The sequence below is a fragment of the Georgenia phoenicis genome, from assembly GCF_047302425.1.
GTDB lineage: Bacteria > Actinomycetota > Actinomycetes > Actinomycetales > Actinomycetaceae > Oceanitalea.
Genome location: NZ_CP154855.1, coordinates 1,824,906 through 1,845,097 on the forward strand (window position 1 = coordinate 1,824,906; position 20,192 = coordinate 1,845,097).

The following is a 20,192-nucleotide window of genomic DNA, read 5'->3' on the forward strand; positions in this document are numbered from 1 at the left end:
AAGGGATCAGCCGTGTTTCGCATGGGGAGAGGTCCCCATGGACACGAGCACGCGCATGGTCTCCGCTGCGACGGCGACGCCGGCCCGGTGCGCGTCGGCCAGCGATCGTGCGGTTTCCGGGCCGGGGACGTCACCGCCGGCGGCGAGCGCGCGGCTGCGGTGCAGCGGCACGAGTGGGGCGTCGAGCCCGAGCCGGCGCGCCGTCGCGAGCAGTGCGGCACCCGGCAGCGCGGTGCCCGTGACGGCGACGGGGACGACGACGCAGCGCCCGTGCGCCCCGCCGTCCCGGACCGCCGTGGCCGCCGCCGTCAGGCCGGCCGCGTGCGCCCCGCAGACGAGGACGCACGCGCCGGGAAGGTGTGCCGCCGCGCCCACCAGCGACCCGGCGTCGTGCAGCTCGAGGTCCGCTGCCGGGACGGGCGGGGCGGAGGGGAGCCGGGCCGCGAGGGAGCCGCCCCCGTGGTCGAGCAGGGCCACGCGCCGGTGCCCGTACGTCGTCAACGCCCACCACAGCAGCCCGGTGACCGTCGTCGTGCCGACGCCGCCGGCCACGCCCGCCACGGTGACGCGCGCGCCGGGTGGCACGGGGGCGTCGAGCCAGCGGCGTGCCTCGGGCGGGACGACGACGCTCACTCGCCGTCCTGGACCACGCACGCGCCGCCGAGCACGGCGGCGAGCTCGTAGGCGACGGCCACCCCGACCCTGCCGCGCTCGCCCCACGGGGCGACGGCCTCCACCCACCACACCGGGTCGGGGAGGCTCGGGGCGTCGGGCAGCAGCCGTCCGATCTCCGCGCGGTTGGCGACGTCGTTGGGCTGCCACACGCTGAGCACCGCGTCGTCCCCGGTCCCGTCGCCGGTGCACAGCTCGTGGACCGCGCCGCCGTAGAGGGTGCGGACCCGCAGCTGGTCGTCCACGGCCGCGCCGGCCCGCAGGAGCGCCTCGACGTCCGGCGGGGTGGGGGACAGGACGACGATCTCACGAGGCATGGGGGCCACCTTCCGGGAAGAGGGCGAACTGGGCGAGGTGCGGCCGCTCGCCGCGGCGCAGCACCTTGGCGCGGCCCGCGGGCAGCGCCTCGGCGTAGGTGCCGGGGAAGACCTGGCCCTCGCTGCGGTCGCCGGCCATGAGGACGCCGGTCCCGCCGGTGTCCCGCAGCGCCTGGAGGATCGGGTCGTACAGGGCGCGGGAGGCGCCGGCCACGGGACGGGTGAGCAGGACGTGCAGGCGCAGGTCGCGGGCTGCGGGCAGGTAGGGCCGCAGCGGGCCGAGCGGGTCGGTCCCGCCGGAGGCGAGGATGTCGTAGTCGTCGACGACGACGACGATCCGCGGGCCGGTCACCGGGCCCTTGCCGGTGCGGTTCTCCAGCTCCGCGGCGATCGACGTCGCGAGCGACAAGGCGAGCGGCGCACTCGTCGCGAGCCCGCCGAGGTACTCCTCGGGGCAGACCTCGGCCAGGCCGCCGCGCACGTCGCACACGGCGACGACGAGCTCGTCGGGGGTCGCACGGTCGACGAGGCCGGTGATCGCCCCGCGCAGCAGCGTCGTCTTGCCGCACCGGGTGTCGCCGAAGACGAGGAGGTGCTGGTCGCGTCCGGTGACGTCGAGCAGCTCGTAGCCCATGGTGTCCTGGCGCAGGCCGAGGGGGACGGCGTCGGGCTCGTCGAGCGGGTCGGGCAGCTCGGCGGGGGACAACTCGGTGGGCAGCAGCCGGATCGGCGGGGCGGCCGGCCCGCCCCAGGCCTCGGCGACGGCGTGGGCGAGATCCTCGACGGCGCCACCGACCGGGCGGGCGTCGTCGTCCGTGGTCTCCAGGACGGGCAGGGCGACCTGCGCGAAGCGCTGGTCCTCGGTGAGCACCCGCCCGGGCTGGTCGGCGCGCAGCGTCGCGGAGAGCTTGCGCCCGATGCTCGACTCGGCCGGGTCGTTGAGCCGCAGCTCCACCCGGGTGCCGACGAGCGACTGGGTGTTCATCCGCAGCTCGTTGAAGCGGGTCATCGTCGCGACGACGTGGATGCCGTAGCTCCCGCCGCGCTGGAGGAGCTCGGTGAGCGGCTCGTCGAGCTCCTCGAACTCCGTGCGCGTCGCGCCGATCCCCTCGACGAGGAGGACGACGTCGGCGGCCGCCAGCTCGGGCACCCGCCCGGCCGCGTGCTCGGCGCGCAGCATCGCCAGGGAGTCGATGTCGTGGGCGGCGAAGACCCGCTCGCGCTGGGCGAGCATCCCGTGGAGCTCCTCGAGGAGCCGGCGCAGCCGCTCGCGGCTGGCGCGGGTGGCCACGCCCCCGACGTGCGGGAAGGACTGGATGCGGCCCAGGCCGCCGCCGCTGAGGTCCATGCCGTAGACGGCGACCTCGCGCGGGGTGTGGGTGAGGGAGAGGGACGCGGCGAGCGTCCACAGCAGGGTCGTGCGCCCCGACTGCGGGGCGCCGATGATCGCCACGTGCCCGCCGGCGCGGGTGAGGTCGAGGGTCCACGGCTCCTGGCGCTGGCGGCCGGGGTCGTCGAGGACGCCGAGCGGTGCGCGCAGGCCGCCGCGGGCGGACTCCGCCTGCAGGCCGCGGCCCGGCACGTGGCCGACGGGCCCGAGGACCTCACCGAGCGCGACGGTCGTGGGCAGCGGGTCGAGCCACACCGGGCGGGTGGGGGTGGCCGCGCCGGAGAGCCGCTCGACGATGACGTCGACGAGCGTGGCACCGGTGGTCGGGCGCACGAGCTCCGGCTCGGCGGAGGCGTCGCCGTCGTCCAGCCCGTTGAGCCGGGCGACGCCCTGGTAGACGGGCAGCCGCAGCGGTCGCGGGGTGTGCTCGGTCGTGGGCTCGGGTGCCACGTGCACCGGCCCGGAGACGTAGGCGGCGCGGAAGCGCTGGTAGACGGTCGTGTCGACCTTGAGGTAGCCGAAGCCGGGGACGGCGGGCAGGTGGAAGGCGTCGGGGGAGTCGAGGACCACCTGGCTCTCGGCCTCGGAGAAGGTCCGCAGGCCCAGGCGGTAGGACAGGTAGGTGTCCAGGCCGCGGAGCTTGCCCGCCTCGATGCGCTGGCTGGACAGCAGCAGGTGGATGCCGATGGACCGGCCGATGCGCCCGATGGTGAGGAGCAGGTCGACGAAGTCGGGGTCCGCGGTGAGCAGCTCGCCGAACTCGTCGATGACCACGAGGAGGTGGGGCAGGGCGGGCAGGTCGGGGCGGCTGGTGGCCCGCAGCTCGCGGTAGTGGGTGATCGACGGTGAGCTGCCCGCGTCACGGAGCACCTGCTGGCGGCGGACCACCTCCCCGGCGATCGAGGCGCGGGCCCGCTCGGTGAGGCCGGCGTCGTCGGCGAGGTTGTCGATGATCCCGGCCACGTGCGGGAGCGTGGCGAAGGGCGCGAAGGCGGCCCCGCCCTTGTAGTCGACGAGGATCATCGACAGGTCCTCGGGCGGGTGGGACAGCGCGAGGGCCGCGACGAGCGTGCGGAGCATCTCGCTCTTGCCCGAGCCGGTCGCCCCGACGCACAGGCCGTGCGGGCCCATGCCGAGCTGGGCGGACTCCTTGAGGTCGAGCAGGACCGGCCGGCCGGCGTCGTCCAGGCCGATCGGCACGCGCAGGAAGTCGCGCGAGGAGCGCGGCCGCCACCCGGCCGCCGGGTCCAGCCGGGTCGGGTCGCCGATGCCGATGAGGTCGCCGACGCCGATGGCGGCCTGCGTGGCCTCCTCGGTCTCGCTCACGCTCAGCCGCAGCGGGGTCAGCGCCCGGCACAGGCCCTCGAGGAGGGCGGGCGGGACGTCGTCGAGGACGGCGTGGACGGCGGGGGTGCCCTCCTCGCGCAGGTCCTCGACCGTCAGCGCGCCCGCGGCGTCGACGGTGACGCGCACGGCGACGTCGGAGGGCTCGTCGAGGCGGTCGGCGAGGAGGTGGACGACCGTGACGCCGAGGGCCGCCGGGGTGAGCGCCTCGTCGACGTGCGGCAGGGTGCCGGCGACCTCACCGTGCTCGTCGGCGAGCACGAGCATGCGGGGTCCGAAGCGGGCGATTGGGCCGGCGGAGCTGCGCTGGGCGGAGGCCACGCGCTGGGCGCGCTCGGCGAGCTCGGGGCCGACGACCCGGATGAGGGAGGCGAGGTCGGGGGTGACGCGGCGGACCGGCACCGGGCCGTCGAGCAGCTCGTCGTCCACGAGGTGCGGCACGGCCCCGAGCGCGGCCCAGTCGGCCGCGCGCTCGGGGGAGTGGGTGAGGGCGAGGACGAGGTCGTCGGGGGCGTGGAGGGCCAGCGCCTGGGCGAGCAGGGCGCGGGCGACCGCCAGCGTCTGCTCCCGCGGGCCGATGACGGCGACCTCCCCGGCGAGGTCGAGCGGCACCGGCACGGGCAGCTGGTGGACGGTCGCGTAGCGCTGGGCGATGCCCTCCGCCTCGGCGAGCATCGTCGGGTCGAAGGGCTGGGTGGGGTTGGGGTCCTCGGGCAGCGTCACCGGGAACCAGGCCCGGTCACCGGTCCCCACCCGCAGGTGGAGGAAGTCGCGGTCGGCGCGGCGGCGCTCCCACCGGCGCGCCGGGTTGCGCACGACGTCGGGCAGCGCGGCGGGGTCGGGGTGGACGCTGCGGGCGTGCTCGCGAACACGGTCGGCCCGCTCGCGCAGGTCCCCGCGCAGGGACTCGAGGTAGTCGAGGTACCGCTCGCGCTGCGTGCGGCGGTTGCGGGCGGCCTGCCCGCGCTGGGTCAGTGCCATGCCCACCCCGCCGACGATCGCGACGACGAGGATGACGATGCCGAGGAGCACGAACAGCGGGTTGTTGCGCAGCACCATCATCATCGTCATGGACGCGAGCGCGCCGACGACCGGCAGGAGCGCCTGGAGCGGCAGGCCGCCGCCGGACTCCCCGAGCGGCGGCGGCGGGGAGACGGCGACCGGCTCGGCGTCGGCCACCGGGGGCACGACACGGGCCGGGCGGTGCACCTGCTCGAGGGTCATGCCGCCTCCCCGAGGGACGCGCGCAGCAGCGCGGCGGCCGCCGCGGCGTAGGCGGCCCGGGCACTGAGCCCCAGCCGTGCCGCGGCCGCTCCGCCGGCGCCGAGGGCGGCCACATGCGGGAGGCGCAGGACCGGGACGGGGGCCAGGTCCGCGACGACGGCGGCGCTCGCCCCGCCCGTCCCGCCGACGTCGACGAGCACGAGGTGGACCGGTGCGGCGCCGTCGGCGGCGAGCGCGGCGGCCAGGGCGAGGCCGCGCTCGGCCGGCCCGCGGTCCGCCCGCGCGAGGATGGCGACGGCGTGGGACGAGGCGGCCACCTCGCGTCCCTGCGGGAGGTCGCGCACGCCCCAGTCGGTGAGGACGACGTCGAAGAACCGTCCCGCGCCGCTGATGACCGGCACCCAGTCCGCCCGGGTGGCGGGGGCCGCGCCGTCGCCCACGGCGAGGAGACCGGACGCGGTGCGCGGGCCGAGGTCGCGGAGCTGCCCGGCGCGGGTGGCCCCGGCGGCGCGGCGCGCGGCGTGCGCGAGGGAGGGCGGGTCGCTGAGCCCGGCGGCGGCGGCGAGGGCGCCACCGCCGCGCGCGGCGTCGACGAGCAGCACCTCGCCGTGGCGGCGGACGGCGAGCGCGGCGCCGAGGCGCGCCGTCGTCGTCGTGGCGCCCGCACCGCCGTCGGCCTGGAGGATCGACAGGCGCCGGCTCGTGGGCACGGCCCGGCGTAGCTCCCCGTCGGCCGTGGTGAGCCGGCGCAGGAGCGCGGGGGCGCCCGTCGCGACGCGCAGCGGGTCGGCCAGGGCCGGCATCAGAAGGTCTCCAGCAGCCGGCCGTAGACGCCCAGCACGCCGAGGAGGAGCGGGAGGACGCCGAGCACGGCGAGCAGCTCGGCCAGGTCGCCGAGGCGGCGCAGCCGCGCCTGCTGGCGGCCCGAGGGCTCCAGCGCGCCGGCGACGGCGACGACGGCGGCCACCGCGGCGGCCACGGCCGCGGCCAGCAGCGTGTCGTGGGCCGCCACCGGACCGGCGAGGGCGACGACGAGGGGCACGGCCACGCCGGCCCACATCGCCACGACCTGCCAGCGCAGCGGCAGGCTGCGGCTGCGCAGCGCGAGCACCGCGACGACGAGCAGCCCGAGCACCGCGGCGATGCCCTGGCCGGAGGTGAGCAGCCCGCTCGTCGCCCACGCCGCGGTGAGCGCGACGGCGACCGTGGACCAGGTGAGGGAGCGGTAGGAGTCCTCGAGGGTGTCGCGCACCCGCCCGGCGGCGGGGGGCGCGCCGTCGAGCGCCTGGTCGTCCAGTGCGGTGAGGCCGGAGGAGGCCATGGCGTACCAGGGGAGCAGCCCGGCGAGGAAGGCGGTGACCGCGGCGACGACGGCGTCGGCCTCGGTGGCCGGCAGCAGCACGTCGAGCGCGGTGGCCAGGACGGTGAGGACGATGCCGGCGGTGGCGCCGGTGAGGGCCCCGCGCGAGGAGCGGCCGATGCCGAGTCCCGCGCCGAGCACCACCCACGCGGCGAGGACGCCGAGGCGCAGGGTGACCTCCCCGGTGAAGAGCGTGCCCGCGGAGACGACGAGCGCGGGCACCAGCCCCAGGCCGACGGCGAGGAGGACGGTCCCGGCGTAGCGCCGCCCGGCGCGGCCGAGCGCGGCGGAGGCCAGTGCCGCCACGGCAGCAGCCGCGCCCACGGCAGGCAGTCCCACGGCGCCCTGCGGTGTCGGGTCGAGGAGCGGGACACCGGCGAGGAGGAGCCCGGCGACGGCGACCGCGAGGCCGACGACGACGGCCGTGACGGCCTGGCGGGTGCGTACGGTCCAGCGGTCGGCACGCTCGCCGAGCCGGTCCGCCGTCGCGTCGGTGACGTCGGCGACCTGCGGGGGCGGCGGCGCGTCGGCGGAGCGCACGAGGCGCAGCACCTCGCCGTCGCGCAGCCGCTGGGTGACCGCGTCGGCGTCGAGGGCGACCTGCTCCCCGGTGACCCGGACGAGCGCGACGGTCTGTGGGAGGTCCTGGGGCTCCTCGCGGAGCAGCTCGAGGAGCTCGGGGAGCATCGCGCCGAGCTCCTCGGTGGAGGGGACGACGACGTCGGCGCGGTGGGTGGTGCCCACGAGCGTGAGCCGGGTGTAGTCGCTCACCGCTGCCCCTCCGCCGTCTGGCCGAAGAGCGGGCGGTCGGTGTTCGCCTGGATGAAGGACCAGCCGGCGCAGCCGGCGCAGGCGAGGGCCGCGATGACCGTGCTGCCGACGAAGCGGCGCACGTTGTCGCGGGTGAGGCGGCGGCTGCGCAGGTCCCCGTGGAGGAAGGCGGCGCGCAGGCGCTGGCGCCGGACGCGCGCGGACTCGAGGAGGAGGGCGTCGGAGTCAGCGGGCACGGGTGCTCTCCATCCAGGTTCCGGCGATGTCGACGATGCCCTGGACACGGTCGCGCCCGAGGTGGGCGACGACGGCGTCGAGCCGGTCCCAGCCCGGCTCGCCGAGCCCGCCGAGCGGGAAGTACAGGCCCGGGATGCGGGGGCGGCCGACGACGCGCGCGTCGAACCGTTCGGCGAGATCGGTGACGGCGAGGCCGAGCTCGCGCACACCGGGCGGGCCGATGAGCATCCCGAGCGCGGTGGGCGGCGCCGAGAGCAGGGAGTCGAGCGTGAGGTCGCGGCGCCCGGTGCGTGCCATGACGAGCCCGAACAGCGGCATGTGGTGGGCGGCGAGGGTGGCGAAGGCGCCCGGGAGGGCCTCGAGCGCGCGGCGGGTCGCGTCGCTGCCGGGGGCGCCGACGCCGAGGAGGAGCTGGGTGGTCTCCTCCAGCCCCTCGGCGGTGCGGTGCAGCTGCAGGGTGCCGCTCAGCGGGTGCGTCGCGTCCCCGCTGAGGACGAGGGCGGTGTCCTGCGGCGCGCGGCCGCGGACGAGCTCGGTGAGCGCGCCGCGGTCCCAGCGGCGCAGCGCCGGCTCGTAGGGCCCCCAGCCGGCGGGTGCCGCGCCGAGGAGTTCCTGGGAGAGGATCTCGGCCGTCCCGCCGAGGAGGGTGGTGTCGGCGGCCTTGTGACGCACGGACTGGGAGACGACGAGCTGCACGGCCTGGGCGGGCGCGGGGCGCAGGTAGCGGACGGCGACGTCCTCCTGCGCGCGGATCGGTGTGGCGTCGAGGACCTCGGAGACCCGGCTCAGCCGGCGCCCGGTGAGGCCGTCGCGGAGCGTGCCGTCGATGCCGCGCACGGCCCAGCCGCCGCCGGTGTCGAGGAGCAGCTGGCGCATCGGGTAGGTGAGGCGGGTGACCTCGTCGCTCACGAGGATGACCCGGTGGCCCTCGGTGGCCGCCCGGGAGACGAGGTCCGCGCGCAGCTCGCTGAGGTAGGCGACCTCGGCGCGCGTCTCGGAGACGAGCGCGCCGGCGGCGTAGCCGTCCTGGCCGGGGTGGGGCACGCTCATCGCTGGACTCCTTCGCCGGTGAGGGTGAGGACGACGTCGCCGAGGTGCAGCGTCGAGCCGAGCTCCGCCGCGGTCTCGGCGTGGGCCTCGAGCCGCCGGGTGACGCCCGCGGTGTCGGTGACGAAGGTGCCGTTCGTCGAGGCGCGGTCGGTGACCCAGGCCGTGCGCCCGTCCCAGCGCAGGGCGGCGTGCGTCTTGGACACCGTGCGGGCGAGGTCGGTGAGGGGGACGAGGCCGTCGACCTGCTCACCCGGCCGCGGCTGCGGGTTGCGTCCGAGCAGGGCGGTGCCGACGACGACGTGCCGTCCGCCGTCGGCCGTGACGAGGGTGAGGCCGCCCTGCTGCTGGGACGGCGCGGGCTCGGCGTGCCGGCCGGGCGCGGGGGGAGGCGTCGTGGCGGGAGGCGTCACGGGCAGCGACGCGGTGCCGGCCGCGGGTGCGGCGGGGCGCGGCGCCCACGACGCCCCAGCGCCCGGTGTGGGGCTGGCCGGTGCGCCCGCCCCTCTCCGAGAGCCGGACTCCGCCGGCCCGCCCGCGCCACCCGCGCCGAGAGCCGGATTCTCCGGTGGAGTCGGTGCCCAGCCTGCGGGTGAGGGCGGTGCGGGAGCCTGGGGTGCCGCAGCGCGGGTCGGCTGCTGGGCAGCGGCCGCGGGCGGCTGGGCGGCGGCCCGGCGTGACCGGGAGCCACTGGCTCGCCCGGCGGTGTGGCCGGTGGTGGCGGTACGCAGCGGGTCGCGGCCCCGGCGCACGTCGAGGGTGACGCCGTCCCCGCCCGACGCCGTCAGCACCCGCCCGTAGAGGGGCGCGCCGGTGAAGAGGTCGACGGTGCGCAGCCCGGCGACGAGCCCGCCGAGAGTCCGCCCGGTGAGGGCGAGGGCGAGCAGCGTGCCGAGCACGTGCACGAGCACGGCGGCGACGCCGAGCACGGGGTCGAGGAGGGCCAGCGCGGCGAGGGCCACCGCGACCACGGCGTCGACGACGACGGCCAGGGCGCGCGCACCGCCGGTGGCCCGGACGCACCCGGCGAGCAGCGTGGGCAGTGCCCCGGGGGCCACGGGCGCCGCCGTGCCGGTGGGGGCGCCGCAGGCGGGGCAGCGGTCGGTCGGCTCGCCCAGGGGGTGTGCGCACACGCCGCAGGTGACCGCAGGAGCGACCGTCATCGACCCGTTCTGCCCTTCCCTCGATAGGCACGACACCGGCGCCGGGCGAGGCGTGCCCCGAGCGCCGGGACGATAGTGGCACACGGAGGCGCGATCCCGGGTATCAGCCCAGCCCGCACCGCCCTCCTGTGGAGCCCGAGGGCTCAGGCGGCCGGGGCGTCCATGGGCCGGCCGGTCTCCAGCAGCGTCTTGAGCCCGGACAGCGACCACGGCCAGCCACCGCCGCCGCCCTCCGGGTCGCCGCCGCCGTTGAGCTCCTCGGCCTGGTCGGGCGCGGCGCTGACGTCGTGGGTGAGGACGACCTTCGTCTGGCCGTTGGGGTACTCGGTCAGCTCCCAGGTGAGGCGGGTCGCCGGCGCGCCCGGTCGCCAGGTGGGGCTCCACGACAGGACGAGGAGGCGCGGCGGGTCGATCTCGACGACCTCGCCCTCGATGGCGACCGGCCCCATGCCGAAGGCGACCATGTCCGGCGTGGAGAGGTTGCGGTACGTGCCGCCGGGCCGCGGGTCGATCTCGACCTCCCCGCCGTAGCCCCACTGCTTGGTGTACTCGGAGGTGGTGATGGCGTCCCAGACGCGTTGGGCCGGGGCGTTGATGTAGATCGTGTGGATGACGTCGGTGCTCATGACGGGTCCTTGTCCTCGAGACGTTCCTTGAGATCGATGAGGGCGTCAGCGGTGCGCGCCCTGTCGGTGTACTTGCCGATCCAGCGGCGGTGGATCTGCTGGACCGGGACCGGGTTGAGGTAGTGCTCCTTGACCCGGCCGACCTTGCGGGTGGTCACCAGGCCCGCCGCCTCGAGCAGGCGCAGGTGCTTGGAGACGCCGAAGCGCGTCATCTCGACGTGCTCGGCGACGACGGCCTCGAGCTCCCCGAGCGCACGCCCGTCGCGCTCGAAGAGGGCGTCCAGGAGCAGCCGCCGGACCGGGTCCGCCAGCGCCTTGAACACGAGGTCGTCGTCCACACCGGCAGCATAGGTGACCAAACAGTCACCTAACAAGGTCCCTCGCGCACCTTGCGCCCGCTGGTCCTCCGTGCGCCCGGGGGTGGCTCAGCCGGCTACAGGGGCGAAAAGCTCGCTGGCGTAGCGGTCGAGCAGACCGGCCACCTGCTCGGGGTGGCTCAGGGCGGCGAGGTGGCCGCCGTCGACGTCGTCGGGCACGATCCCGAGGCGCTCGCGGGCGAGGCGGTGCTGGAAGTCGCGGGGGAAGAGGCGGTCGTCGCGCCCGGTGATGACGCGGGTGGGCACGTCAGGCCACGCGGCGAGCGGCCACGGCTCCGCGAAGGGGCGGCTGGACTGGTCGCCGCCCCGCTCACCCTCCTCGGCGAACAGCGACGGCGGGACGTCGTGTCCGTAGAGGACGGCCTCGTCCTCCAGGTCCGTCTCGCTCAGGCCGATGCTCCGGGCGTGCTCGACCATCGCGTCGTGCTGGCCGGTCACCCGCCACCAGTCTCCGCCGGTCTCCCCGGGCATGGGGACCATGGCGTTGTGGAGGACGACGAGCCGCACAGGGAGGCGCTCGCAGACGAGCGGGGCGGTCAGGGCGCCCATCGACAGGGCGACGACGGCGAGGTCGTCGGCACCCGGCGGCACCGCGGCGACGACGGTGTCGACGTACGTGGCCAGCCCGGCGTCGTCGTCCCCGGCGGGGAGGTCGACGGGGACCGCGCGGTGGCCGCGGGCCTCGAGCTCACGGGCGACGAGGTGCCAGACCCAGCCGGAGCCGCCTGCGCCGGGGAGCAGCATGAAGGTAGCCATGGAGGAACAGACCGACGGGCCGGGGCAAACTCACCGCCGCCCCGTCGTCGCCCCCAACGCGAGTACGCACCTACGGTCACTGCACGGCCCGTCCGGCCGCTGCTGGGTGACCGTAGGTGCGTACTCGGCGGAGAAGGGGTCAGGCGCGCAGGGCCGGGAGGAGCTTGTCCTCCGCGATCTTCAGGAAGGGGGCCTGGTCCTGGGCCACGTGGTGGAGGTAGATCTCCTCGAAGCCGAGCGCCTCGTACTCGCGCAGCCGCTCGACGAGCCCGGACACGGAGTCGGTGACGATGACGGCCCCGGCGATGACGTCGTCGGGCACGTACCGGCCGATCTTGTCGAAGTCCTCGGGGGTCGCCGTGTCGTGGGCGATCGGCTCGGGGAAGGTGTTGTTCTGCCACTGGTCGCGGGCGATGTCGCGGGCCTCGCTCATCGTCGGCGCGAGGGAGACGTGCACCTGCAGGGCGAGCGGGCCGGTGCCGCCGCCCTCCCGGTAAGCCGCGACGATCTCGCGCACCGACTCGAGCTCGGCGTTGACGGTGATGAGGCCGTCGGCCCAGCGGGCGGCGCGCGCGGCGGTGGCGGGGGACAGGGCCGGTGCGAGGAGGGCGGGCGGCTGCGGGGGCAGGGAGTACAGGCGGGCGCGCTCCACGGTGACGTGGCGGCCCCGGTAGGTGAGCTCCTCACCCGCGTGGAGGCGGCGGATGACCTCGACGCACTCCTCGAGCCGCTCCTGGCGCAGGTCCTTGCCGATCCACTTCTCGCCGGTGACGTGCTCGTTCATGTTCTGCCCGCTGCCCAGTGCCACCCAGAAGCGGCCGGGGAACATCTCGGCCAGCGTCGCGGACGCCTGCGCGTGGACGGCCGGGTGGTAGCGCTGGCCCGGCGCGCTCACCGTGCCCAGGCGCAGCCCGGTCGTGGCGAGCGCGGCGCCGAGCCAGGACCACGTGTAGCCCGAGTGCCCCTGCCGCGCCGACCACGGGGCGAAGTGGTCCGAGCACATCGCCATGTCGAAACCGGCGCGCTCGGCCTGCTGGACGTCGCGCAGCAGCTGGGACGGGGCGATCTGCTCGTGGGAGGCGTGAAAACCGTAGCGAGGCATGCCTCCTGTCTAGCGTCCGCAGCCTTGCGCGGCACCCGGAGGGCCTTGCCCGGCACGGACGCGGCCGGGAATACTCGCCCGGGTGATCCGGCGCCTCGCTCTCGTCAGTGCCCTGCTTCTCCTCACCGCCTGCTCCGGCTCCGACGACGACGGGCTCGACGACGCCGCCTCCGGCCTCGCCGCGGCGCTCGCGGACCGCACGCTGGACGGCGTCACGCTCACCGACCCGGCCGGCGCTGACGCCGCCGTCGAGCAGCTCGCGCCGCTGGCCGACTACGAGCTCACGGTCGAGGCCGGCGAGGTGACCCGCGGCGAGGAGGACGACGCGAGCGTCGAGCTCGCGTGGACCTGGACCATCGAGGACCACGAGTGGGCCTACACGACGAGCGCCGAGCTCGTGGAGCAGGAGGAGGGCTGGGCGCTCGCGTGGGACCCCGCCGTCCTCGCCCCGGAGCTCACCGCCGACGAGCGCCTCGAGGTCGTGCGCACCCTGCCCGAGCGGGCCGCCGTCCTCGGCGCGAACGACGAGCTCATCGTCACCGAGCGTCCCGTCGGCCGCTACGGCCTGGACAAGACGCTCGTCGAGGAGGCCGAGGTGGGCCAGCGCGCCGAGGAGGTGGCCACCGCCCTGGGTGTCGACCCGGCCGCCTTCCGCGAGCGCGCCGAGTCGATGGGCCCGCGCGCCTTCGTCGAGGCGATCGTGCTGCGTCCCGAGGACGTCGAGGGCACGGTGGCTCCCGGCTTCACCGACATCCCCGGCGCCCGCGTCGTCCAGGACGAGATCCCGCTGGCCCCCACCCGCGAGTTCGCCCGGGAGCTGCTCGGCCGCGTCGGGCCGGCGACGGCGGAGGTCGTCGAGGCCTCCGAGGGCCGCGTGCGGGCCGGCGACGAGGTGGGCCTGTCGGGCCTGCAGGCCGCCTTCGAGGACCAGCTGCGCGGCACCCCGGACATCGAGGTGGCCGCCGTCGGCGCCGGCGACGCCCGCCGCACCCTCTTCACCGCCGAGGGCACCGAGCCGCAGGACCTGCGCCTCACCCTCGACCTCGGCGTGCAGACCGCCGCCGAGCAGGTGCTCTACTCCAGCCCGGACACGCAGGACTCGGCCAGCGCGATCGTCGCGCTGCGGCCCTCCACCGGCGAGGTCCTCGCCGCAGCGAACGGCCCGGGCAACGGGGGCCTCAACGCGGCGACCGCGGGCCAGTACGCCCCGGGCTCCACCTTCAAGGTCGTCACCTCCCTCGCCCTGCTGCGCGCCGGCCTCGCCCCCGAGGACGTCGTCACCTGCTCGCCCAGCCTCACCGTGGACGGCCGCGAGTTCACCAACTACGACGACTACCCGGCCTCCGCGCTCGGCGAGGTGCCCTTCCGCACGGCCCTGGCCCACTCGTGCAACACCGCGCTCATGTCCCAGCGCGACCTCCTCGACGACGGCGACCTCGCCGCCGCTGCCGAGGCACTGGGCATCGGGGTGGAGCGCGAGCTCGGCTTCCCGGCCTACCTCGGCCAGGTCCCCGCCCCGGAGAGCGAGACCGAGCAGGCCGCCTCGCTCATCGGCCAGGGCCGCGTGCTCGCCAGCCCGCTGGCGATGGCGACGGTCGCGGCGTCGGTCCAGGCAGGCCACGCCGTCGTCCCCCAGCTCGTCGCGGACGCGGACGACGGGCCCGCAGCCGCCGAGCCGGCCCGGCCGCTCACCGAGGAGGAGGCCGCCCAGCTGCGCGAGCTCATGGGCGCCGTCGTCAGCGAGGGCTCGGGCATCCTCCTCGCCGACGTCCCCGGCGAGCCCGTCCTCGCGAAGACCGGCACCGCCGAGTTCGGCAACCCCGACGAGAGCGGCGCGCACGAGACCCACACGTGGATGGTCGCCGCGCAGGGCGACCTCGCCGTCGCCGTCTTCGTCGAGACCGGCGTCTCCGGCGCCCAGACCGCCGGCCCGCTCCTCGAGCAGCTGCTCACCACCCTGGCCCGCTGAGCCGGCTCAGACGAGGGAGCGCTCCTCGAGCGCCGCGGCCAGCTCCGCACCGGTGTACCCGGCGTGGAGGAGCACGTGGAGCAGCAGCCGCGCCTTGCGCCCGGACAGCTCCCCGGCCATGAGCACCCCCGCCTCGATGAGCTGCGCCTCCGAGCCGATGTACCCGTAGGTGGCCCGTCCCGTGCCCCCGCGCAGCGTGCGGGAGGCGACCACGACGACGACGCCGTCACCCACCGCCGTCGCCAGCTCGCGCGAGGTGGCCGCGGAGACGTGGCCGAGCCCGCTGCCGTCGACGACGAGGGCGCGGAAGCCGGCGGTGAGGAGCGCGCGGACCATGCGGCCGTCGTCGGCGAGGGGCGCCTCGACGAGCGCGACGTCCACCGGCCCCGCCTCGGGCGGCGGCAGCGGGGCGGGCCGGACGGGGACGGGGGAGGAGAAGCGGGCCCGGCGCTCCTGCACCCGCCCCACGGGACCGAAGCCGGGGGAGGTGAAGGTGTCGAGCGCCGTCGAGCTCTCCTTGGTCACCCGCGCGGCGAGGTGGATCTCGTCGTTGAGGACGACAAGGACGCCGCGCTCGCGCGCCTCCGGGGCGAGGGCGACGCGCGCGGCGGCGAGGAGGTTGGCGGGCGCGTCGGTGCCGGTGAGGTCAGCCTGGCGCATGGCGCCGGTGACGACGAGCGGCTCGGGCCGGTCCCACACGAGGTCGAGGAGGTAGGCCGTCTCCTCGAGCGTGTCGGTGCCGTGGGTGACGACGACGCCGCGCGCGCCGTCGTCCACCTGCGCCCGGGCCCAGGTGAGGGCCGCGAGGACGTCGGCGACGTCGACGGAGGCCGAGGGTTTGGTGCACACGGAGGTGGCCAGGACGGCGGCGAGCTCGGCGAGCTCGGGGACGCCGCGGACGAGGTCGACGGCGTCGAGGCGCGGCTGGGCGGTGGCGTCCGGCTCGGGGGCGGTCATCGCGATGGTCCCGCCCATCGCGGCAACGGCGAGGATCGGCTGCATCCGCCCAGGATGTCACCCGCGCCCGGCGCCGCCCGACCGGCCCCCACCCCCTTCGCCGAGAGTCGGATTCTCCGCGGGACCAAGGGCCCGGGACGAGCAGCGGGCGCCTCCCGCACACTCGACATATGGCACGATTCTCGCCCGCCGTGGCCGCCACCGCCGCGCTGCTGCTCACCCTGTCCGCCTGCTCCGACCCCGCGGAGGAGAGCGCCGCGGCCCCGGAACCCGCACCGCTGCTCGCCGAGTACGGCCTCGACGGGATGAGCGGCAGGGAGATCGTCGACCACCTGGACCGGCTCGGCGGGGCGGACCGCCCCACTGAGCTCATGGCCTCCGTGCGCCCCGACGAGCTGCTCGTCTCCGACGGCACCGAGGAGCTCGCCGTCGCGCTGCCCGAGGACGAGTTCTACCTCTCCGTCGCGCCCTACGTCGACGCGAGCCACGAGTGCTACTTCCACTCGCTCACCACCTGCCAGGGCGAGCTCGCCGAGGCGGACATCGAGGTGACCTTCACGACGGCCGACGGCGAGGTGCTCCTCGAGGAGGCGACGACGACCTTCGCCAACGGCTTCGCCGGCTTCTGGCTGCCGCGCGACGTCGAGGGCGTCCTCGAGGTCACCCACGACGGCCGCACCGGTGAGGTCCCGGTCGCCACCGGCGAGGAGGACCCGACCTGCCTGACGACGCTCCAGCTGACCTGACTCCGCTCGCCGGGTGCCCGGCGCGGTCCTAGCGTGGGCGCATGAGCGAGCAGCCCAGCGGCACCATCAAGGACCCCGAGGACTGGACCACCGGCGAGGAGCCCGCCACGGGAGCCCAGCTCAGCTACCTCGGCACCCTCGCCCGCGAGGCCGGCCGGGAGGTCCCGGGGAACCTCACCAAGGCGCAGGCGTCCAGCCTCATCGACGAGCTCCAGCAGGGCAGCGAGCGCGTCAGCGGGGACTGACCTCCTCGGCGGTGGGGGTGGCGCCCAGGCCGCCGAGCACCCACCGCAGGCCCCGGGTCGCCGCCTGGCCCGCGGCGACGCCGAGCGTGGCGTCGCGGCGCGGGCGGTCGGGCAGGCGGAGCGGCTCGCGCGCCCAGCGGGGCAGGGTCGCGACGGCGGCGCGCCCGATGAGGGCGTAGCCCGCCCGTGCGGGGCCGGTGACCGGTGGGCGGTGGAGCAGGAACTGCGCCGCCTCCAGCGCCTCGGGCGTCGAGCGCAGCTCGGGGCGGTAGCGCTCGAGGGCGGCGACGAGCTCGGCATGCGTCGTGGGCACCGACTCCCCGCCGAGGCGCCGGGCGACGCCTGCGGCCTGGCCGATGTACGCGTCCGTCTCCGCGGGCGTCAGCGGGCGCGCGCCGAAGCGCTGGTGGGCGGTGAGGAAGCTGTCGACCTCGGCGACGTGCACCCAGATGATGAGGTGGGGGTCGTCGGCGCGGTAGGGGACGCCGTCCGTCGTCGTCCCGGAGATGTGCCGGTGCACGGCGCGGACGACCGCCACGGCCCGCTCGGCGTCCTCCACCCGCGCGTAGGTGGTCTCGGCGAGGAAGGTGCTCGTGCGGGCCAGCCGGCCCCAGGGGTTGGTGCGGTAGTCGGAGTGCTGGGCGACTGCCGCCATGGCGAGCGGGTGGAGCGACTGGAGGAGCAGGGCACGCAGGCCGCCGACGTACATCGACGCGTCCCCGTGGACGCGCTGGATGGGGGAGTTCGGCTCGAACCAGCGCTCGCCGGGCTCGCCGTGGATGCGCCGGCGCGCGTCGTGGGCCTCCGGGCCGGCGACACGTGCGAGCAGCAGGTCGCTCAGCCGCCTGCGGGCCGCGTGCACGGGGGTCATGCCCACCAGTGTGCGTGACCGCGGCCCGCCCGTCGTGACCGGGCGGCGTGCACGACGCCCCGACGGCGCGGACGGGCGGTCCTGCGCCTCCGGGGCGACGGTCGGGAGCGGGAGCGGCTCAGCGGCGGGTGGTGCCCCGGGTGTCGTCGACCCGGCGGCGGGGCCACAGCGCGATGGCGAGACCGGCGACGACGCTGGCGATGTGCAGCCAGTTGTCGGCCCAGTTGATGTTGAGGATGTTGGTGTCGGGGTCGTCCACGACGAACAGGCCGTAGACGAAGGTGGCGCCGTACCCGATGGCGAGCAGCCACCCGTAGGTGCGGGCGCGCGAGTCGCTGCTCCACAGGACGAGGCCCGCGACTCCGATGATGATGTGGACGATGTTGTGCAGCGGGTTGATCGCGAAGCCGAGCAGCGTCTGGTCGTGGTTGTGCTCGGTGAAGCCGTCGAATCCGGTGACGAAGAAGCCGGCCACGCCGACCAGGGCGTAGACGACACCGATGACCAGCGCGAGGTACTGGTGTGGTCCCCGGGTACGTGCAGCAGTGCTGGGCTGAGCCATGGTTCACCCTCCAGTTCAGGTCGAGCCACCAGGCTCCACCACACCGCACGCCCCCGCACGCCGGGGTGCCTCAGGTGGCGGACCGGGCGCCGTCCCCGCTCTCCCGGATGGCGATGACCTCACCGAGGCGGGTCACCTCGAGGAGGAAGCGGACGAGGTCGGGCGGGTCGACGAAGGTCGTGGCGCGCTGACCTGCCGTGAGCCGGGCGAGGCTGGCGAGGGCCAGGGAGTCCATGAAGGTGACCGCGCGGGTGTCGACCTCGACCGGAAGGTCGCGCGAGCGGGCCTCGGTGACGGCGCGCTCGAGCTCACCCTCCATGACGGCGTCGACCTCACCGCCCAGCTCGAGCAGGACGCTGTGGGGGCGCGTACGTACCCGAACCCAGCCTGCCGTTCCGTTCATGACGTCCCCCAACGCCGTGCGACCGTTCCCGTGAGGGTGATCATGGCACGGACGCGGACACGCGGGCCCCCACTTGTACCCGTGTCTCAGCGGTCATCGGCCGGCACGACTGCGGCGCGGTCCGCGCGCGTCGCTGCCCGGCGCGACGGTGACGCGTTCATGCACAAGGCGTGGACAAGTATGTGGATAAGGGTGGCCCCGGCGCGCGGCGCCCCCGTCCCCGGCCTAGCGTGTCCGGCACCCACACCAGCACCGGGAGGACCCGTGTCAGCTACCCAGTCGGACCACCCCCTCGCCGTCGTCACCGGCACCTCGAGCGGCATCGGCCGTGAGGTCGCCATCCTCCTCGCCGAGCAGGGCTACGACCTCGTCGTCTGCGCGGAGGACGAGGCCGTCGCCACCGCCGTCCCCGCGCCCCCGGGCCTCAGCGTCGAGGCGGTCCGGGCGGACCTGTCCACCTACGACGGCGTGGAGGACCTGGTCGATGCGATCGGCGACCGCGACGTCGACGCGCTCGTCCTCAACGCGGGCATCGCCGTCGGCGGGAGCTTCGTCGAGACCTCCCTCGACGACGACCTCACGCTCATCGGGCTCAACGTCACCGCCAACGTCCACCTCGCCAAGCGCCTCCTTCCCCGGATGGTCGCCGCGGGACGCGGGCGCGTCCTGATCACCGGCTCGGTCACGAGCATGATGCCGGGCCCCTACTACGCGACCTACAGCGCCTCCAAGGCCTTCCTCCTCAACTTCGCGCAGTCGGTCCGCTACGAGCTGAAGGACACCGGCGTCACCCTCACGACGATGATGCCCGGCCCCACCGACACCGAGTTCTTCGCGCGCGCCGACATGGAGGACACGCGGGTGGGGCAGAGCGACAGCAAGGACGACCCGGTCCAGGTGGCCCGCGACGGCATCGAGGCGATGCTTGCCGGCAAGGACGACGGCGTCGTCGGCTCGACCGTGCGCAACACCCTCATGTCGCGCGGTGCCAAGGCACTGCCCGAGCAGGCCAAGGCGGCCACCCAGGCCCGGCTCACCAAGCCCCAGGACCAGGGGGAGTGACTCTCGGGCGGCGGGTGCGCCGTCGTCGTCCTAGCGTGGACGGATGCGAGCCATCGGAGTGACCACGCCAGGGGGACCGGAGCAGCTGGAGGTCCTCGACCTGCCCCTTCCCGAGCCCGGGCCGGGAGAGCTGCGCATCGCCGTCGTCGCCGCGGCCGTCAACCCGACCGACACGGTGCTGCGCGAGGGCGTCGGCACCGACGGCCTCGAGCCGCCGTGGGTCCCCGGCATGGACGCCGCCGGCGTGGTCGACGCCGTCGGGGAGGGCGTCGAGCTCGCCCCCGGTGACCGGGTGGTCGCGATCGTCGACCCGCGCACACCACGCGGCGGCGCGTACGCCGAGCTCGTCGTCGTCCCCGCCGACGGCGTCGCTCGCCTGGCCGACGACGTCGACCTCGTCGCCGCGTCCTCCCTGCCGCTCAACGCGCTCACCGCCCGCCACGCCCTGCGGCGCATGCGGGTCCCGCACGCGGGCACCATCGCGGTGACGGGCGCCGCGGGCGCCGTCGGCGGCTACGCGATCGAGCTGGCCAAGCACGCGGGGCTGCGGGTCGTTGCCGACGCGAAGGAGGAGGACGTCGCCCTCGTCGAGTCCTTCGGCGCCGACCTCGTCCTGCCCCGCGGGGAGGGCTTCCCCGCCGCCGTCCTCGAGCACGAGCCGGGCGGCGTCGACGCGCTGCTCGACGCCGCCGTCATGGGCGCGCCCGTCCTCACCGCGGTGCGCGACGGCGGTGTCGTCGCCTGCGTCCGCCCCTTCGACGGGGAGCCTGAGCGGGGCATCGACGTCTACACCGTCACCCCCGCCGACTACGTGCACGACGGCGAGGGGCTGGCCGAGCTCGTCGACCTCGCCGTGCGCGGGGTGCTGTCCCTGCGGGTGGCGCGCACCCTGCCGGCCGAGGACGCCGCCGAGGCGCACCGGCAGCTGGCGGCGGGCGGCACGCGCGGGCGGCTCGTCCTCACCTTCTGACGTTGTGCGGCGCGCGGGACG

At 75.9% G+C, this 20,192-nt stretch carries 21 protein-coding genes; 5 read left to right on the plus strand and 16 right to left on the minus strand.

The window, feature by feature from the left end; all coding sequences use genetic code 11:
* Window positions 1-6: 6 nt before the first annotated feature.
* From AA0005_RS08615 to AA0005_RS08670, 12 genes are all read right to left on the minus strand, one after another.
* Complete coding sequence (locus AA0005_RS08615) at window positions 7-633, minus strand: hypothetical protein (protein ID WP_413453002.1); 627 nt, start codon at window positions 631-633, stop codon at window positions 7-9.
* Window positions 630-989, minus strand: a complete 360-nt coding sequence (locus tag AA0005_RS08620) for a hypothetical protein (protein WP_413453003.1) — start codon at window positions 987-989, stop codon at window positions 630-632. The genes AA0005_RS08615 and AA0005_RS08620 overlap by 4 nt, the downstream gene beginning before the upstream one ends.
* On the minus strand, window positions 979-4,947 hold the full coding sequence (gene eccCa / locus AA0005_RS08625) for a type VII secretion protein EccCa (protein WP_413453004.1): 3,969 nt from the start codon (window positions 4,945-4,947) through the stop codon (window positions 979-981). Before eccCa ends, AA0005_RS08620 begins: the two co-directional genes overlap by 11 nt.
* Window positions 4,944-5,750 (minus strand): hypothetical protein, encoded by an 807-nt coding sequence (locus AA0005_RS08630; protein WP_413453005.1) that lies wholly within the window; start codon window positions 5,748-5,750, stop codon window positions 4,944-4,946. Before AA0005_RS08630 ends, eccCa begins: the two co-directional genes overlap by 4 nt.
* The gene (locus AA0005_RS08635) at window positions 5,750-7,078 is read right to left on the minus strand and encodes an EsaB/YukD family protein (protein WP_413453006.1); all 1,329 of its coding nucleotides are present in this window, start codon (window positions 7,076-7,078) and stop codon (window positions 5,750-5,752) included. The genes AA0005_RS08630 and AA0005_RS08635 overlap by 1 nt, the downstream gene beginning before the upstream one ends.
* Window positions 7,075-7,314 (minus strand): hypothetical protein, encoded by a 240-nt coding sequence (locus tag AA0005_RS08640; RefSeq protein WP_413453007.1) that lies wholly within the window; start codon window positions 7,312-7,314, stop codon window positions 7,075-7,077. The genes AA0005_RS08635 and AA0005_RS08640 overlap by 4 nt, the downstream gene beginning before the upstream one ends.
* The gene (locus AA0005_RS08645) at window positions 7,304-8,365 is read right to left on the minus strand and encodes a DUF6177 family protein (protein ID WP_413453008.1); all 1,062 of its coding nucleotides are present in this window, start codon (window positions 8,363-8,365) and stop codon (window positions 7,304-7,306) included. Before AA0005_RS08645 ends, AA0005_RS08640 begins: the two co-directional genes overlap by 11 nt.
* Window positions 8,362-9,525, minus strand: a complete 1,164-nt coding sequence (locus tag AA0005_RS08650; RefSeq protein ID WP_413453009.1) for an FHA domain-containing protein — start codon at window positions 9,523-9,525, stop codon at window positions 8,362-8,364. The genes AA0005_RS08645 and AA0005_RS08650 overlap by 4 nt, the downstream gene beginning before the upstream one ends.
* Before the next feature lie 143 nt (window positions 9,526-9,668).
* Window positions 9,669-10,151, minus strand: coding sequence for an SRPBCC domain-containing protein (locus AA0005_RS08655; protein WP_413453010.1), 483 nt, complete (start codon window positions 10,149-10,151; stop codon window positions 9,669-9,671).
* Entirely contained in the window at window positions 10,148-10,489 is a 342-nt protein-coding gene (locus AA0005_RS08660; RefSeq protein WP_413453011.1) for an ArsR/SmtB family transcription factor, read from the minus strand. Before AA0005_RS08660 ends, AA0005_RS08655 begins: the two co-directional genes overlap by 4 nt.
* 87 nt (window positions 10,490-10,576) lie before the next feature.
* Window positions 10,577-11,284, minus strand: coding sequence for an alpha/beta fold hydrolase (locus tag AA0005_RS08665; protein ID WP_413453012.1), 708 nt, complete (start codon window positions 11,282-11,284; stop codon window positions 10,577-10,579).
* Window positions 11,285-11,423: 139 nt separating this feature from the next.
* Complete coding sequence (locus AA0005_RS08670) at window positions 11,424-12,386, minus strand: TIGR03885 family FMN-dependent LLM class oxidoreductase (protein ID WP_413453013.1); 963 nt, start codon at window positions 12,384-12,386, stop codon at window positions 11,424-11,426.
* An 82-nt stretch (window positions 12,387-12,468) separates the two neighbouring features.
* On the opposite strand from AA0005_RS08670, the gene AA0005_RS08675 reads away from it, so the two are divergent.
* Window positions 12,469-14,355 (plus strand): penicillin-binding transpeptidase domain-containing protein, encoded by a 1,887-nt coding sequence (locus AA0005_RS08675; RefSeq protein WP_413453014.1) that lies wholly within the window; start codon window positions 12,469-12,471, stop codon window positions 14,353-14,355.
* A 6-nt stretch (window positions 14,356-14,361) separates the two neighbouring features.
* Here AA0005_RS08675 and AA0005_RS08680 read toward each other — a convergent pair whose 3' ends face one another.
* Complete coding sequence (locus AA0005_RS08680) at window positions 14,362-15,357, minus strand: asparaginase (protein ID WP_413453015.1); 996 nt, start codon at window positions 15,355-15,357, stop codon at window positions 14,362-14,364.
* 125 nt (window positions 15,358-15,482) lie between these two features.
* Between AA0005_RS08680 and AA0005_RS08685 the strand changes: the two genes are divergently transcribed.
* Together AA0005_RS08685 and AA0005_RS08690 are read left to right on the plus strand one after the other, a co-directional pair.
* A complete protein-coding gene (locus AA0005_RS08685; protein ID WP_413453016.1) occupies window positions 15,483-16,058 on the plus strand; it encodes a CueP family metal-binding protein in 576 nt (191 codons plus the stop codon).
* Between the two features lie 41 nt (window positions 16,059-16,099).
* Entirely contained in the window at window positions 16,100-16,303 is a 204-nt protein-coding gene (locus AA0005_RS08690) for a DUF3072 domain-containing protein (protein ID WP_413453017.1), read from the plus strand.
* Here AA0005_RS08690 and AA0005_RS08695 read toward each other — a convergent pair.
* From AA0005_RS08695 to AA0005_RS08705, 3 genes are all read right to left on the minus strand, one after another.
* Window positions 16,290-17,174, minus strand: a complete 885-nt coding sequence (locus tag AA0005_RS08695; protein WP_413453018.1) for an oxygenase MpaB family protein — start codon at window positions 17,172-17,174, stop codon at window positions 16,290-16,292. The genes AA0005_RS08690 and AA0005_RS08695 overlap by 14 nt on opposite strands.
* A 118-nt stretch (window positions 17,175-17,292) precedes the next feature.
* Window positions 17,293-17,736 carry a DUF4383 domain-containing protein gene (locus AA0005_RS08700; protein WP_413453019.1) on the minus strand — a complete coding sequence of 148 codons (444 nt, stop codon included), beginning with the start codon at window positions 17,734-17,736 and terminating at the stop codon, window positions 17,293-17,295.
* 70 nt (window positions 17,737-17,806) lie between these two features.
* Window positions 17,807-18,139 (minus strand): STAS domain-containing protein, encoded by a 333-nt coding sequence (locus AA0005_RS08705; protein WP_413453020.1) that lies wholly within the window; start codon window positions 18,137-18,139, stop codon window positions 17,807-17,809.
* Between the two features lie 264 nt (window positions 18,140-18,403).
* On the opposite strand from AA0005_RS08705, the gene AA0005_RS08710 reads away from it, so the two are divergent.
* Window positions 18,404-19,201 (plus strand): SDR family NAD(P)-dependent oxidoreductase, encoded by a 798-nt coding sequence (locus AA0005_RS08710; protein ID WP_413453021.1) that lies wholly within the window; start codon window positions 18,404-18,406, stop codon window positions 19,199-19,201.
* 43 nt (window positions 19,202-19,244) lie between these two features.
* A complete protein-coding gene (locus tag AA0005_RS08715; protein ID WP_413453022.1) occupies window positions 19,245-20,171 on the plus strand; it encodes a quinone oxidoreductase family protein in 927 nt (308 codons plus the stop codon).
* Window positions 20,172-20,192: the final 21 nt, after the last annotated feature.